This window comes from Chelatococcus sp. KU-N122, from assembly GCF_055391085.1.
In genome coordinates this window covers 5,754,565-5,768,848 of sequence record NZ_AP043981.1, presented here as the reverse complement: position 1 = coordinate 5,768,848, position 14,284 = coordinate 5,754,565, and the positions used below count along the sequence as shown (strand labels likewise).

Sequence of the window (14,284 nt, the reverse complement as noted above, 5' to 3'; positions counted from 1 at the left end):
GTTGCGACGGAGCATCGGCCTTGATGGGCAGCGAACCCGACAAACGCCCGCGCAGCCGTGTCGACGAAGTTGCGCTGGAGTGGTTCGCACGCCTGAACGGCGAGGTTTCGGCGGCCGAGCGCGCCGAATTTCAGAACTGGCTGCAAGCCAGTCCTAGCCACGACGCCGCCTACCGCAGAATTGAGAGCCTGTGGCGAGCGACGTCGGCGCCGGGCGAACGCGTGGCCGAAGAAGAGGCCGCCGTCCTGGCCAAGTATCTGGCCTCGATGGAGCGAGCCGGGCGCCGCCGCAAGCGCGCCAAACGGACGGCAGGTGCCATTGCGCTCTGCCTGCTGCTGGCGGGATCAGGGGCATGGCTGCTGGACCCGGCTTTCATTCAGAACATCCGCGCGGACCATGTCTCGTCGCGCGGGCAACGGCGGCTCGTCGATCTGCCGGACGGATCGAACGTACTTCTGGATGCCGACAGCGCCATCGACGAAAGCTTTGCTGACGGCAGACGCCGGGTCGTCCTGTTGCGCGGTGCCGGCTTCTTTTCGGTGCGCCCCTCGTCGGCCCCCTTCGTCGTGGAAACGACCAGCGGCACGGTTCAGGTGGTCGGCACGCGGTTCGAGGTCCGCCTGTCGGGAGCCGCTTCCGTGGTCACCGTCGAGCAGGGCCGGGTCGACGTCAAACCCGCCCGCGTCACCACCGACGCGACGCTGGCGCCGGGCCAGCAGATCAGGTTTGACCGCAGCGGCGCCTCGCCGATCCAGGCCGTCGACGTCGACGACGCATTGGCCTGGCGCAGCGGCCGCCTGACCTTCTACCAGGCACGCTTTGCGGATGTGGTGGCTGAGATCCAGCGATATCGGCGCGGGCGGATCATGATCCTGAGCGACGCTCTCGCCAGGCGCCGCGTGAGTGGCAGCCTATCGCTCGACGAACCCGACGCGGCGCTGGAGTCGCTGCAATCCACCGTCGGATTCCAGCTCCATTCAATTCTGCCCGGCCTGACGATCCTGCGTTAGCCCATCCAGCATTTTGATGGCGATGCCATGCCTTTGGCGCGACAGCGTTTCTTCGGCCGCCGAGCGTCGCCGATCGTCGCTGCCGCAAAAAAGTTGCCGGCCGGGGATGAGGCATTGGCGGCCCCAACCGTGAATCCAGTGAGTGACTTGCGACGAGCGGCTGCGTGCCGCCGCGCAAGCTGGACTGGGCAAGGGGCGATCTATGACATCGAATCGGACGAGGACGCTGGTCTCTGTTCTGCTGGCGACGACGTGCTTGGTCGCCGTCCACGGCGCCGCGCTTTCCACAGCCGCAGCACAGCCGCAGTCGACCGGAGCCCACGCCGCCGAACGGGTCTATACGTTCAACATATCGGCAAAGCCCGTGCCGCAGGCGCTGAACGAGATCGGGCGCGTTACCGGCCTGTCGATCGTTCTGACGGAGCAGACCGCTCTCTCGGTCACGGCGCGTTCCGTCGTCGGCGCGTTCACGGCCCACCAGGCGCTGGCGTCGGCGCTCGCCGGCACGGGCGTGACCTATCGCTTCACCAACGCGCGCACCGTAACGATCAAGCCCGCCAGCGCGGCCAACAGCGGCGCGCCCCTGACAACCGGCAGCGTCGGCGCCGCCGACGAATCATCAGGCGTGGTCGCCTTGGATACGATCGAAATCCAGGGCAATGGGGGATCGGGCGGGGTCGTCGGCTATCTGGCGACCCGCACCTCGACGGCGACGAAAACCAACACCCCGCTGATCGACATCCCGCAATCGATTTCCGTCGTGACCAAGGAGCTCATTCGCGATCAGGCGATGCAAAGCATCGCCGATACCGTGCGCTATACGCCCGGCGTCAACATCGCGCAGGGCGAGGGCAACCGCGATCAGCTCGTCATCCGCGGCCAGGCGACCACCGCCGACTTCTACGTGGACGGCATGCGCGACGACGTCCAGTACTATCGCGATCTCTACAACGTCGATCGCGTCGAGGCCCTCAAGGGCCCCAATGCGATGATCTTCGGCCGCGGCGGCGGTGGCGGCGTCATCAACCGCGTGATGAAGGCGGCGGAGTTCACCCCGATCCACGAGATCCTGCTGCAAGGCGGATCGTTTGGCGACAAGCGGGTGCAGTTCGACATGGGCCAACCGCTCACCAGCGATGTGGCCGTCCGGCTCAACGGCATGTACGAGGAGTCGGGCAGCTTCCGCGACTTCGTCGACCTGCGCCGCTACGGCATCAACCCGACGGCGGCCTTCCGGCTCGGCGACAAGACGACGGTCAAGCTCGGCTACGAGTATTTCCACGACGACCGCACCGCCGATCGCGGCATTCCGTCGTATCTCGGACGGCCGTTCCCGACCAACCCATCGACCTTCTTCGGCAACCCCTGGGCCAGCCAGTCGAAAGCCGACGTTCAGGCGGCGACAGCCGAGGTCAAGCACGAAACGGATTCCGGAGTGACGATCCGTAACTTCTCGCGCTTCGCCAGCTACGAGAAGTTCTACCAGAACGTGTTTCCCGGCGCGGTGAGCCCGAACGGCACCCAGGTGTCCATATCGGCATACAACAACGCCACCGACCGCGACAACCTGTTCAACCAGACCGACATCACCTACACCCTCGACACCGGGCCGATCCGGCACGAGCTGCTGGCCGGCGCCGAGTTCGGCCTCCAGAAGACCACCAACTTCCGCGAGACCGGCTTCTTCAACGACCGCAGCACGTCGGTCAGCGTCTCGACCTTCGCGCCCATCCCCCTGGCTCCGATCACCTTCCGACAGAACGCCACAGACAACAACAACCGGACCACGACGACCGTGGCCGCCGGCTACATCCAGGACCAGATCTACTTCTCGCGCTTCTTCCAGATCATCGGCGGTGTGCGCTTCGACCGCTATAACGTCGAGTTCCACAACAACCGGAACGGCCAGAACCTGTCACGCGAGGACAACCTGCTGTCTCCGAGGGTCGGCGTCGTCGTCAAGCCCCTCGATAACCTGTCGCTCTACGCCAGCTATACGGTGTCGTACCTGCCCAGCTCGGGCGACCAATTCGGCTCGCTGACCGTGACACAAGCAGCGCTGAAGCCCGAAAAATTCACCAACTACGAGGTCGGCGCCAAGTGGAACATCCTGCCGAACCTGATGCTCACGGCTGCGATCTATCAGCTCGACCGAACCAACACGACCGCGACCGATCCCAATAATCCGGCGGTCGTCGTGCTCACTGGCAGCCAGCGGACCAATGGCGTCGAGATCGGGCTGAACGGCTACATCACGGATGCCTGGCAGGTGGCCGGTGCCTATGCGTATCAGGACGCGCGCATCACCAGCACGACAACGGCTGCGCAGGCCGGTGCGATCGTGCCGCTGGTGCCGCGCAATACCTTCTCGCTGTGGAACAAATACCAGTTCAACGAGATGTGGGGCGCGGGGCTCGGCTTGATCCACCAGACCAAGATCTACGCCGCGATCGATGACACCGTCACCTTGCCCGGGTTCACACGCGTCGACGCAGCGGTGTTCTTCAAGTTCAACGACAACATCCGCGCCCAGCTCAATATCGAGAACCTGTTCAACGCGGGTTACTATCCGACGGCGCATTCGAACAACAACATTTCCCCCGGCTCGCCGCGTGCCGCCAAATTCGTGCTCACGGGAACCTTCTGAGCGGCATTTTCGGTCGCGCGAGCGGAGCGGCCGGCGGGGCATACTCGCTCCTCCGGCCCGGCAGCGCCGTCGGCGCGAAGCTCGATACGCATTCTCATGCCCGCAACGGCGCCGGGGCATGAGGACATTCGCGTGAGGAAATTCTTAGCCCGCGTGCGGCAGCATGGCGCGCGGCTGAGCCCGATCGCGGGCCTGGCCGGCGCAAGCGCAATGTCGTCGCGAGGCACGTCTTGGAAACAGCCCTGTATCTGCCGGTGAAGCGGTTCCTCGAAGGCCTGGGCTATGCGGTCAAGGGCGAGATCGGGGGCTGCGACATCGTCGCGCTGAAGGGCGACGAGCCGCCGCTCGTCGTCATCGGCGAGCTGAAGCTCAGCTTCAATCTGGAGCTCGTCCTGCAGGGTGTCGACCGCATGGCCGTCGGCGACGAGATCTGGCTTGCGGCGCGGCTGTCGGCGCGCGGGAAGGGCCGCGAGGGCGATCCTCGCTTCCGCAACCTGTGCCGGCGCCTGGGCTTCGGCCTGCTCGGCGTCTCCGACGCCGGCCGCGTCGACATTCTCGTCGGCCCGTCGGCGCCGGCGCCGCGCAAGAACCCGCGCCGGCGCTCGCGGCTCGTGGACGAACATCGCCGCCGCCGCGGCGACCCGGTCGCCGGCGGTGCGACGCGCTCGCCGATCATGACCGCCTACCGCCAGCAGGCGCTGGCCTGTGCGGCGGCGCTGGCCGCCGGCCCACGACGGCCCCGGGACCTGAAGCCCGCGTCTCCCGACGCCTCCAAGATCCTGCTGCGCAACGTCTACGGTTGGTTCGCGCGCGCCGAGCGGGGCGTCTACGATCTGACCGACGCCGGCCGCGCCGCGCTGGCGCGATGGCCGCAGGCCGATGGCGCCTCCGCCTGACCGTCAGCGGAGCCTTCGGTCGCCGAATGCCTTCGCCGGGCGGAACGCGTTCCGACGCCGGCCGCCTGCCACCGATCAGAAATCGGAGGCGGATAGCCGGACGTAGCTCTTACGCCCACGCGAGTAGACCCGGCTCGCCACGTGCTGGATCTTCGCGAGGTTGCCGTCGAAGGCCTTGAGCAGGGAGGCCTCGTCGCTGGCCGCGGGGCTGAGACGGCGCAGGGCATCCGTCTCGACCTGGAAGGCTACTTCGAACGAAGCTTCATGACCCCAGAAGGAGACGCAGCCTCGGCCCTCGTCGTAGCTCCGGCATGGATTGGGGAAATGGAGTGTCATTGCCGTCCCCTTGCAACATGACGATGATGCTCGAACGAAATGATTCAAGAATAAGGCGTGGTCGATCTCATGGGCTTCGGCGCGACATGCCGGTGGCCGTTCGCACCTGCGAAATATCTCCCTCGCCTTATGCTTTCCTCACACCCGCATTTTAGCACTCGCTTGCACCGAGTGCCAGCAAATGCCATGTAGAAGATCGGGCCGAGACTGTCTCGATCCGCCGTGGACTTGGCCGGAACGAGCCGACCCCTCCCCTGGCCCGCAACGGTATCACGAAAAGCCGTGTGATTGGTCCCGATTCGATCGAGGAGAAGCCGCAGGACGGCGAGATCGTCGCGGAGTTTGTGATAACGCCGACAAAGTCGTAGCGCTCGACGTCAAAGTCGGCGATCGTATCCCCTTCGGCAAATGGTGCAGCGCCGAAGTAAAGACGGATGGATGGTCAGGACCTGCTGATCCTGAAGCAACCCGGATCATGGGCATGATCGCGGGCACGGCGGTCGCCGCCAGAGCCCCTCGTGACGGGGCGGGCTCATTCGATCTCAAGAGAAGCGCCCGAGTTTCAAAGGGTTGGCGCATTTCTCAGGTGGACGATGTTCATCCGGTTGCGAAATGCGCCAGGGCCGCCTGAAGCACTCGCCTCCCTCCCGAGATTCATTGGAGCTTACGTCATGTCCGCAAAAGACGTCAGATTCTCAACGGATGCCCGCGATCGGCTGGTGCGCGGCATCGACACCCTGAACAAGGCCGTGAAGGTGACGCTGGGCCCCAAGGGCCGCAACGTCATCATCGACAAGGCTTACGGCGCTCCGCGCATCACCAAGGACGGCGTCACGGTCGCCAAGGAAATCGAGCTCGAGGACAAGTTCGAGAATATGGGCGCACAGATGGTGCGCGAAATCACCTCGAAGACCAACGACCTCGCCGGCGACGGTACCACCACGGCAACGGTCCTGGCCGCGGCGATCATGAGGGAAGGCATCAAGCTCGTCGCCGCCGGCATGAACCCGATGGATCTCAAGCGCGGCATCGACATCGCCGTCAAGGCGGTGGTCAAGGACGTCGAGAGCCGCGCCAGGAAGGTCCAGTCATCGGCCGAGATCGCCCAGATCGGGACGGTTGCCGCCAACGGCGATCTCGCCATCGGCGAGATGATCGCCGAGGCGATGGACAAGGTCGGCACCGAAGGCGTCATCACCGTCGAGGAAGCCAAGACCGCCGACACCGAGCTCGATGTCGTCGAGGGCATGCAGTTCGACCGCGGCTATCTCTCGCCCTACTTCGTCACCAACGCGGAAAAGATGATCGCGGAGCTCGAGGATCCCTACATCCTGACCCACGAGAAGAAGCTGTCGTCGATGCAGGCGCTGCTTCCCATCCTCGAAGCGGTGGCGCAGACCGGGAAGCCGCTCCTGATCATTGCCGAAGACATCGAAGGCGAAGCGCTGGCGACGCTCGTGGTCAACAAGCTGCGCGGCGGCCTCAAGGTCGCTGCCGTCAAGGCACCCGGTTTCGGCGATCGGCGCAAGGCCATGCTTGCCGACGTCGCGGTGCTGACGGCGGGCGAGGCGATTTCGGAGGACCTGGGCATCAAGCTCGAGAATGTCACGCTCGCCATGCTCGGCCGCGCCAAGCTGGTGCGGATCGACAAGGAGACCACCACGATCATCGACGGCGCCGGCGCCAAGGCCGACATTCAGGCCCGCATCGCTCAGATCAAGGCGGAGATCGAGGAGAGCAGATCCGACTACGATCGCGAGAAGCTGCAGGAGCGGCTGGCGAAGCTCGCCGGTGGCGTGGCGGTCATCCGTGTCGGCGGCGCCACCGAGACCGAAGTCAAGGAGAAGAAGGACCGCGTGGACGACGCGATGCACGCCACCAAGGCTGCCGTCGAGGAAGGCATCGTGCCCGGCGGCGGCGTGGCGCTGCTGCGCGCCAAGGCCGCCATCGGCGCGCTCACGAACGACAACGCCGACGTCCAGGCCGGCATCAACATCGTGCTGCGGGCGCTCGAAGCGCCGATCCGGCAGATTGCCGAGAACTCGGGCGTGGAAGGATCGATCGTCGTCGGCGAGGTGCTGGCGAACGCATCGCCGACATATGGCTTCGATGCCCAGACCGAGGAATATGTGGACATGCTGAGCGCCGGCATCGTCGACCCCGCCAAGGTCGTCCGCATCGCGTTGCAGGACGCCGCATCGGTCGCCGGCCTGCTCGTCACCACCGAGGCCATGATCGCCGAGGTGCCCAGCAAGAGTGCCTCCACCCCGCCGCCGGGCGGTGGGGGAATGGGTGGAATGGATTTTTGACGCGGCGATCGTCCGGGCCTCATCCACACGAGGAAAGATTGCAGACGGCCAAACGAACGTAGCCGTGGCCGACGGGTGCCGGAGGCATCAAAGGCGACCTCGTGCCGCTGCCCGGACGGCCGCCGTATCGGCAAGGGCGGGGGCGGCCACGCTTCAGGCCGCCGTCCTCCGCGGCGACGCCCCACCGTCGGCGCGACGGCTTCCGGCCCCTCCGACGAGACCGGCGCGAACGCCCGGAACGGGGCGTCCGCCAGCCGTCGTCCCCGCTGTTCACAAGATCGGCCGACGCCCGCGTTTTGCCCTTTTCAGCGCCGCCCGGGAGGTTCAACATCGCGCCGGGCACGGGTGAGTCCCGCTTGCGCCCAGCACTTAACCTCGTGGTAATGACCGGCCTGCATAACTACATGTTGTGTGTTAAGGGCGGTGGAGCGTTGCGGCGGCGCCAGACTCAGGCTAGCTTCCCGGTCATAGCGCAGTTGGCCATCCGGCCCGGGGCGCTATCAGCCAAGCAGGCGTCAGTTCCCTCGCAACGTCCCTCCCTCGGGGGCCGAACGCGAGGTCGCGCGTCGCGTTGACAAGACGATGATCAAGAGGCGCTGGGGCGCGCGGACGGAGAGAGTGGATGCGGATCGAGCGGCGATACACCGTTGCGGGCAAGTCGGCCTATGAGGCGATCGCCTTCCAGAGCCTGACGAGCGAGATCCGCAACCCCGACGGCTCGGTGGTGTTCAAGCTCGATGGCATCGAGGTGCCGTCAGGCTGGAGCCAGGTCGCCGCCGACGTGCTGGCCCAGAAGTACTTCCGCAAGGCCGGCGTCCCGGCGCGGCTGAAGCGCGTCGAGGAGAACGGCATCCCCTCCTGGCTGTGGCGCTCGGTGCCGGACGAAGCGGCGCTGGCGGCGCTGCCCGAGGCCGAGCGCACCCGCTCCGAGATGTCGGCCAAGGAGGTGTTCGATCGGCTGGCCGGCTGCTGGACCTATTGGGGCTGGAAGGGCGGCTATTTCACCGCCGAGGAGGACGCCAACGCCTTCTTTGACGAGTTGCGCTACATGCTGGCCCGCCAGATGGTGGCGCCGAACTCGCCGCAATGGTTCAACACCGGCCTCAACTGGGCCTACGGCATCGACGGCCCCGGCCAGGGCCACTTCTACGTGGACTTCGAGTCAGGCGAGCTCGTGGCCTCCGCTTCCGCCTACGAGCACCCGCAGCCGCACGCCTGCTTCATCCAGTCCGTCGCCGACGATCTGGTCAACGAAGGCGGCATCATGGACCTGTGGGTGCGCGAGGCGCGCCTGTTCAAGTACGGCTCCGGCACCGGCTCCAACTTTTCGGCCCTGCGCGGCGACGGCGAGAAGCTGTCGGGCGGCGGCCGCTCGTCCGGCCTGATGTCGTTCCTCAAGATCGGCGACCGCGCCGCCGGCGCCATCAAGTCCGGCGGCACGACGCGCCGGGCGGCCAAGATGGTGGTCGTCGACGCCGACCATCCGGATATCGAGACCTACATCGACTGGAAGGTGAAGGAGGAGCAGAAGGTCGCGGCGCTCGTCACCGGCTCCAAGACGGTGCGCAAGCACCTCAAGGGACTGATGAAGGCCTGCGTCAACTGCGAGGCGGAAGGCGACGGCTGCTTCGATCCGGAGCGCAACCCGGTGCTCAAGCGCGAGATCCGCCTGGCGCGGCGCGCCTTCGTGCCGGACAACTACATCAAGCGTGTGATCCAGTACGCGCGGCAAGGCATCCGCGACATCGACTTCGACGCCTACGACACCGACTGGGATTCGGAGGCCTACCTCACGGTCTCCGGCCAGAACTCCAACAATTCCGTGTCGCTGACGGACGACTTCCTGCGCGCGGTCGAGGTCGACGGGCCGTGGAGCCTGGTCTACCGCGACGGCCGGATCAAGAAGCAGCTGCCCGCCCGCGAGCTGTGGGAGAAGATCGGCCATGCGGCCTGGGCCTCCGCCGATCCGGGCCTGCATTTCAACTCGACGATGAACGACTGGCACACCTGCCCGGAGGATGGCCGCATCCGCGCCTCCAATCCGTGCTCGGAGTACATGTTCCTCGACGACACCGCCTGCAACCTGGCCTCCGCCAACCTGCTGCAGTTCTACGACCGCGGCGCCGGGCGCATGGATGTGGACAGCTTCGTCCATGCCTGCCGGCTGTGGACGATCGTGCTCGAGATCTCCGTCACCATGGCGCAGTTCCCGTCCCGCGAGATCGCCCGCCTCTCCTACGAGTTCCGCACGCTCGGCCTCGGCTACGCCAACGTCGGCGGCCTGCTGATGACCATGGGCCTGCCCTACGATTCCAAGGAAGGCCGCGCCATCGCCGGGTCGCTCACCGCCATCATGACCGGCACCGCCTACGCCACCTCGGCGGAGATGGCGGCCGAGCTCGGACCGTTCCCGGGCTACGCCCGCAACGCCGAGCACATGCTGCGCGTCATCCGCAACCACATGCGCGCCGCCTATGGCGCCCGCTCCGGTTATGAGGGCCTGTCGGTCGCGCCGGTGCCGCTGGAGGAGGCCGCCTGCCCCGATCCGATCCTGATCGAGCGGGCCCGCGCCGCCTGGGACGGGGCGCTGGCGCTCGGCCAGCAGCACGGCTACCGCAACGCCCAAGCCACCGTCATCGCGCCGACCGGCACCATCGGCCTGGTCATGGATTGCGACACCACCGGCATCGAGCCCGACTTCGCCCTGGTGAAGTTCAAGAAGCTGGCCGGCGGCGGCTACTTCAAGATCATCAACCGCGCCGTGCCGGACGCCCTGCGCCGGCTCGGCTACGGCGACGCCCAGATCGGCGAGATCGAGGTCTACGCGCTGGGCCACGGCTCGCTCGGCCAGGCGCCCGGCATCAACCACACCAGCCTGCGCGCCCGTGGCTTCACCGACGCGGCCATCACCGCGGTGGAGAAGGCGCTGCCCAGCGCCTTCGACATCAAGTTCGTGTTCAACAAGTGGACGCTGGGCGAGGAGTTGCTCCTCGGCGCCCTCAAGGTGCCGGCCGACAAGCTCGACGACCCGGGCTTCGAGCTGCTCCAGCACCTGGGCTTCTCGCGGCAGGAGATCGAGGCCGCCAACGTCCACGTCTGCGGAGCGATGACACTGGAGGGCGCGCCGCACCTGAAGCGCGAGCACTACCCCGTGTTCGACTGCGCCAATCCGTGCGGGCGCATCGGCAAGCGCTACCTCTCGGTGGAGAGCCACATCCAGATGATGGCGGCGGCCCAGCCGTTCATCTCCGGCGCCATCTCCAAGACCATCAACATGCCCAACGAGGCGACGGTCGAGGACTGCAAGAGCGCCTACATGCTGTCCTGGCGCCTCGGCCTCAAGGCCAACGCCCTCTACCGCGACGGCTCCAAGCTCTCCCAGCCGCTGAACGCCGCCCTCATCGCCGACGATGACGACGAGGTGGAGGACGTGGTCGAGGCGCTGCTCGCCCAGCCGACCGCGGCGCGCACGGCCCAGGTGGCCGAGCGCATCGTCGAGAAGGTGGTGGAGCGGGTCGAGCGCGTGCGCGAGCGCGAGAAGCTGCCCGACCGGCGCAAGGGCTATACCCAGAAGGCCATCGTCGGCGGCCACAAGGTCTATCTGCGTACCGGCGAGTACGAGGACGGCCGGCTCGGCGAGATCTTCATCGACATGCACAAGGAGGGCGCGGCCTTCCGGGCGATGATGAACAACTTCGCCATCGCCATCTCGCTCGGCCTCCAGTACGGCGTGCCGCTCGACGAATACGTTGAGGCCTTCACCTTCACCCGCTTCGAGCCGGCCGGCTTCGTGCAAGGCAACCAGTCGATCAAGAACGCCACCTCGATCCTCGACTACGTCTTCCGCGAGCTGGCGATCTCCTACCTCAGCCGCTACGAGCTCGCCCACGTCGACCCCTCGGAGATCGGCTTCGACGTGATCGGCAAGGGCGAGGACCAGGGCAAGGCCCCGGGCTCGAGCACCCCGCCCGCCCCGCGCCCGCTGGTGTCCAAGGGCTTCGTGCGCGGCCGCCAGCCGGCCAACCTGCTGGCCATCGCCGGTGGCCTGGCCGAGACGGCGCTCGCCGTGGACTGCGCCACCGCGCTCAAGGAGCCGGAGTTCGAAGAGGGTGAGGTCGACGACGACGAGGATGGCGCCGGCATCTCCCCTGCCCTGCACTTCTCCGCTCCCGCCGCGGCGCGCGGCGCGGAGGGAGCCGCCAACCGTCGCAAGGAAGCACTGATGAAAGGCTACCAGGGCGACGCCTGCGGCGAATGCGGCAACTTCACCCTGCTCCGCAACGGCACCTGCCTGAAGTGCGACACCTGCGGCGCCACGACGGGGTGCTCGTAATGGCGAACCCACCGCGCCCGCGCCGCGGGACCGATCCGTTCGCGGCCGCCGAAGCGGTGTTCAAGCCGGCCGCGCCGAAGGCGCCGCCGGCCGCGGAGAAGCCCGCAGTCCCCGAAGGCCGGGAGACCGTGTCGCTGCGCATCGACCGGGCCGTGCTGGAGCACTTCCAGGCCGACGGCCCAGGGTGGCAGGACCGCATCAACGAGGCGCTGCGCGAGTTGGTGGCGCGGGCTGGTAAGGGCTAAGCCGGACGCGCGAACCCGTGTCTGAGGCTCACGCAGACTGCGAGGCCGGGTCCCGTTGACCGGACATCGGGTCTGCTGAGCCGCATACGCCCCGCGCCGACGAACGTACTGACCATTCAACAAGCCCGGGTCGCGGCCCTGCGGCCGCTCTGGCCGCGGCCACCGCACGCGCCGCCCTCGCCTTGCCGAAGGGAGGAAACGCGGGAGACCATCCTCGCGTCGTCCCCCTGCGATCACCTGCGCTCATAGACTCCGACCAGGACCGCCTCGGCAAGGAGGTGCTTACGCGCCTCCCGCTCGGCCTCCTGGCATGACGGGGCGTGTCCGAAGGACAGATGATCGACCGAGAGCGCAAGCAGCCGGAAATGATAGCGGTGCGGGCCGTGGCGAGGCGGCGGACAGGGCCCGCCGTAACCCGGCCGGCGAAAATCATTGATCGCCTGCTTGAAGCCGCCGGTGCCGGAGCGGCTGGCGGCGCCCTCCTCCAGCGCGGTGCGATCGGCCGCGATGTCATACATCGCCCAGTGATGCCAGGTTCCCGCAGGCGCGTCGGGATCATCGCAGAGCAGCGCGAAGCTGCGGGTTCCTGCCGGAGCGCCGCTCCAGTCGAGCGGCGGCGAAGCTGCTTGAACCAAGTTGCATGGGGCACCTCCCTGACGCTGCTGCCGACAGCCCCTCCTTTTCCCGGACGCCCGCCGCGACACGATTAACCTAGAGCGGGATGGCTCTTCTTCGAATCGTCATTCCGCTTCAAATCCAGCGCCAGAGCCTCCTCAAACCGCCTTGCGAGATGCCCATGGGCAATGGCGGCAAGAGCGTGATATTCTTGTTAGATCTACTTCGCCGTCGAGCGCGGCCCACGGCCCGCTGGAGAGATCGGCGCGGATCATGGAACTCGCGCTCGCCCTTGGCCTGATCGTCTTCAAGATCGCGTTGCTGATCGCGATCCTGCTGCTGCTGCCGCTGCCCGTGACCTGGCTGGAGCGCAAGATCGCCGGGCATATCCAGCAGCGGATGGGGCCGATGCGTGTCGGCTGGCACGGACTGCTGCAGCCGGTGGCGGACGGGATCAAGCTCCTGACCAAGGAGGACCATATCCCGGCCGAGGCCGACCGCTTCCTGTTCAAGCTCGCCCCGCTGCTGGCGCTCGCCCCGCCCTTCCTGGTTCTCGCCGCGATCCCCTTCGGAGAAACCATCTCGGTGCGCGGCACCGAGATCACGCTCTACGCCTCGAACCTGAACGTGGGCCTGCTCTTCGTCTTCGCGGTGATCGGGATCGAGGTCTATGGCGTGATTTTCGGCGGCTGGGCCGCGAACAGCAAATATGCGGTGCTGGGCAGCCTGAGAACCTGCGCGCAGATGATCAGCTACGAGATCCCGATGGGGTTTGCCGTCATCGGCGTGGTCATGCTGGCTCAATCGATGAGCCTCGTCGACATCGTGCGGGCGCAGGCGGGCGTCTGGAACATCGTCTACCAGCCGATCGGCTTCTTCGTGTTCTTCGTCGCGGGGCTGGCGGAGGCGCAGCGCATCCCCTTCGATCTGGCGGAGGCCGAAGGCGATCTGGGAGCCGGATTCCACACCGAGTACAGCGGCATCCGCTTTGCCTTCTTCATGGTCGGCGAATACGCCATCATGCTGCTGGTGTCGGTGCTTTCCGTGATCCTGTTCTTCGGCGGCTGGAACGGCGTGCTGATCCCACTGCCGCCGCTGCTCTGGTTTGCACTGAAGGTCGCGGTCTTTGTTTATCTGTTCATATGGTTCCGCTTCACCTTCCCGCGCTACCGCTATGACCAGCTGATGGCGATCGGGTGGAAAGTCTTGCTTCCCTTGTCCTTGGCGAACATAATCGTCACTGGGACCGCTTTCCTTTGACGGACAGCTCCCCCAGCGAGGCGGCGATGTCGCACGCTATGGGCCGCAGGTTTGGATCATGGATCGGCTGGGCGCTCTTCGCCGATCTCGCGAACGCCCTCGCGCTGACCTTCGGCTACATGGTCTCCAGGCCCGTGACCATGGAATATCCCGACAAGGAAAAATGGCTGCCCTATTCGCGCTATCGCGGGCATCATTTCCTGAAGCGCGACGACGCGGGCGAGATCAAATGCGTGGCTTGCGAGCTCTGCGCGCGGATCTGCCCCTGCGACTGCATCGAGGTCGTCCCCTATGAGGACGACAAGGGCAACAGGCGCCCGGCCAAGTTCGAGATCGATACGGCCCGCTGCCTGTTCTGCGGCCTGTGCGAGGACGCCTGCCCGGCTGACGCGATCGCGCTGGGCCAGGAATACGAATTCTCGAGCTTTTCCTCGGGCGACCTGGTGGTTGGACGCGACGACCTGCTCGCCAAGCCCGGCAAGGCTGCGACCGGCGGGGGCGTCGTCGCCGCCCGGCTGAACACCGAGCGGGACGTGGTGGTCGAGACGAGCGAGCCGCAAGGATACGACTGGTGGCGCAACATCCGGCGAAGATAAAGCTCATCCAAGCGCCAGGCCTGAGCATGCACGGAGG

At 66.5% G+C, this 14,284-nt stretch carries 10 protein-coding genes and 1 pseudogene; 9 read left to right on the top strand and 2 right to left on the bottom strand.

What is annotated here, in order from left to right; translation table 11 throughout:
• Window positions 1-23: 23 nt before the first annotated feature.
• The 3 genes from ACZ5PO_RS25975 (at window position 24) to ACZ5PO_RS25965 (ending at window position 4,553) form a co-directional block, all read left to right on the top strand.
• Complete coding sequence (locus ACZ5PO_RS25975; protein ID WP_464184933.1) at window positions 24-1,010, top strand: FecR family protein; 987 nt, start codon at window positions 24-26, stop codon at window positions 1,008-1,010.
• A 202-nt stretch (window positions 1,011-1,212) separates the two neighbouring features.
• Complete coding sequence (locus ACZ5PO_RS25970; RefSeq protein WP_464184932.1) at window positions 1,213-3,657, top strand: TonB-dependent siderophore receptor; 2,445 nt, start codon at window positions 1,213-1,215, stop codon at window positions 3,655-3,657.
• A 230-nt stretch (window positions 3,658-3,887) separates the two neighbouring features.
• Window positions 3,888-4,553, top strand: a complete 666-nt coding sequence (locus tag ACZ5PO_RS25965) for a DUF2161 domain-containing phosphodiesterase (RefSeq protein WP_464184931.1) — start codon at window positions 3,888-3,890, stop codon at window positions 4,551-4,553.
• 75 nt (window positions 4,554-4,628) lie between these two features.
• On the opposite strand, the gene ACZ5PO_RS25960 is transcribed toward ACZ5PO_RS25965, so the two are convergent.
• Window positions 4,629-4,889 (bottom strand): DUF1488 family protein, encoded by a 261-nt coding sequence (locus tag ACZ5PO_RS25960; protein WP_464184930.1) that lies wholly within the window; start codon window positions 4,887-4,889, stop codon window positions 4,629-4,631.
• A gap of 254 nt (window positions 4,890-5,143) precedes the next feature.
• On the opposite strand from ACZ5PO_RS25960, the pseudogene ACZ5PO_RS25955 reads away from it, so the two are divergent.
• The 4 genes and pseudogenes from ACZ5PO_RS25955 to ACZ5PO_RS25940 all read left to right on the top strand — a co-directional run.
• Window positions 5,144-5,379: pseudogene (locus ACZ5PO_RS25955) on the top strand (co-chaperone GroES); the annotation flags it as partial.
• A gap of 181 nt (window positions 5,380-5,560) precedes the next feature.
• Window positions 5,561-7,198: a chaperonin GroEL gene (groL, locus tag ACZ5PO_RS25950; RefSeq protein WP_464184929.1), complete on the top strand. Its 1,638-nt coding sequence runs from the start codon at window positions 5,561-5,563 to the stop codon at window positions 7,196-7,198.
• 622 nt (window positions 7,199-7,820) lie between these two features.
• Window positions 7,821-11,531 carry a vitamin B12-dependent ribonucleotide reductase gene (locus ACZ5PO_RS25945; RefSeq protein ID WP_464184927.1) on the top strand — a complete coding sequence of 1,237 codons (3,711 nt, stop codon included), beginning with the start codon at window positions 7,821-7,823 and terminating at the stop codon, window positions 11,529-11,531.
• Window positions 11,531-11,776: a BrnA antitoxin family protein gene (locus tag ACZ5PO_RS25940; protein ID WP_464184926.1), complete on the top strand. Its 246-nt coding sequence runs from the start codon at window positions 11,531-11,533 to the stop codon at window positions 11,774-11,776. Before ACZ5PO_RS25945 ends, ACZ5PO_RS25940 begins: the two co-directional genes overlap by 1 nt.
• A gap of 233 nt (window positions 11,777-12,009) precedes the next feature.
• Here ACZ5PO_RS25940 and ACZ5PO_RS25935 read toward each other — a convergent pair whose 3' ends face one another.
• Window positions 12,010-12,411 carry a YbhB/YbcL family Raf kinase inhibitor-like protein gene (locus ACZ5PO_RS25935; RefSeq protein WP_464184925.1) on the bottom strand — a complete coding sequence of 134 codons (402 nt, stop codon included), beginning with the start codon at window positions 12,409-12,411 and terminating at the stop codon, window positions 12,010-12,012.
• Between the two features lie 253 nt (window positions 12,412-12,664).
• Between ACZ5PO_RS25935 and nuoH the strand changes: the two genes are divergently transcribed.
• Window positions 12,665-13,651 (top strand): NADH-quinone oxidoreductase subunit NuoH, encoded by a 987-nt coding sequence (gene nuoH, locus ACZ5PO_RS25930; RefSeq protein ID WP_464197045.1) that lies wholly within the window; start codon window positions 12,665-12,667, stop codon window positions 13,649-13,651.
• A 26-nt stretch (window positions 13,652-13,677) separates the two neighbouring features.
• Complete coding sequence (locus ACZ5PO_RS25925) at window positions 13,678-14,247, top strand: NADH-quinone oxidoreductase subunit I (protein WP_464184924.1); 570 nt, start codon at window positions 13,678-13,680, stop codon at window positions 14,245-14,247.
• Window positions 14,248-14,284: the final 37 nt, after the last annotated feature.

Bases quoted from the DNA above. Each gene is read 5' to 3' on its own strand.
- ACZ5PO_RS25945 (WP_464184927.1), top strand. From the start codon at position 7,821: ATGCGGATCGAGCGGCGATACACCGTTGCGGGCAAGTCGGCCTATGAG.
- ACZ5PO_RS25925 (WP_464184924.1), top strand. From the start codon at position 13,678: ATGTCGCACGCTATGGGCCGCAGGTTTGGATCATGGATCGGCTGGGCG.
- ACZ5PO_RS25940 (WP_464184926.1), top strand. From the start codon at position 11,531: ATGGCGAACCCACCGCGCCCGCGCCGCGGGACCGATCCGTTCGCGGCC.
- ACZ5PO_RS25975 (WP_464184933.1), top strand. From the start codon at position 24: ATGGGCAGCGAACCCGACAAACGCCCGCGCAGCCGTGTCGACGAAGTT.
- ACZ5PO_RS25970 (WP_464184932.1), top strand. From the start codon at position 1,213: ATGACATCGAATCGGACGAGGACGCTGGTCTCTGTTCTGCTGGCGACG.
- ACZ5PO_RS25960 (WP_464184930.1), bottom strand. From the start codon at position 4,889: ATGACACTCCATTTCCCCAATCCATGCCGGAGCTACGACGAGGGCCGA.
- nuoH (WP_464197045.1), top strand. From the start codon at position 12,665: ATGGAACTCGCGCTCGCCCTTGGCCTGATCGTCTTCAAGATCGCGTTG.
- groL (WP_464184929.1), top strand. From the start codon at position 5,561: ATGTCCGCAAAAGACGTCAGATTCTCAACGGATGCCCGCGATCGGCTG.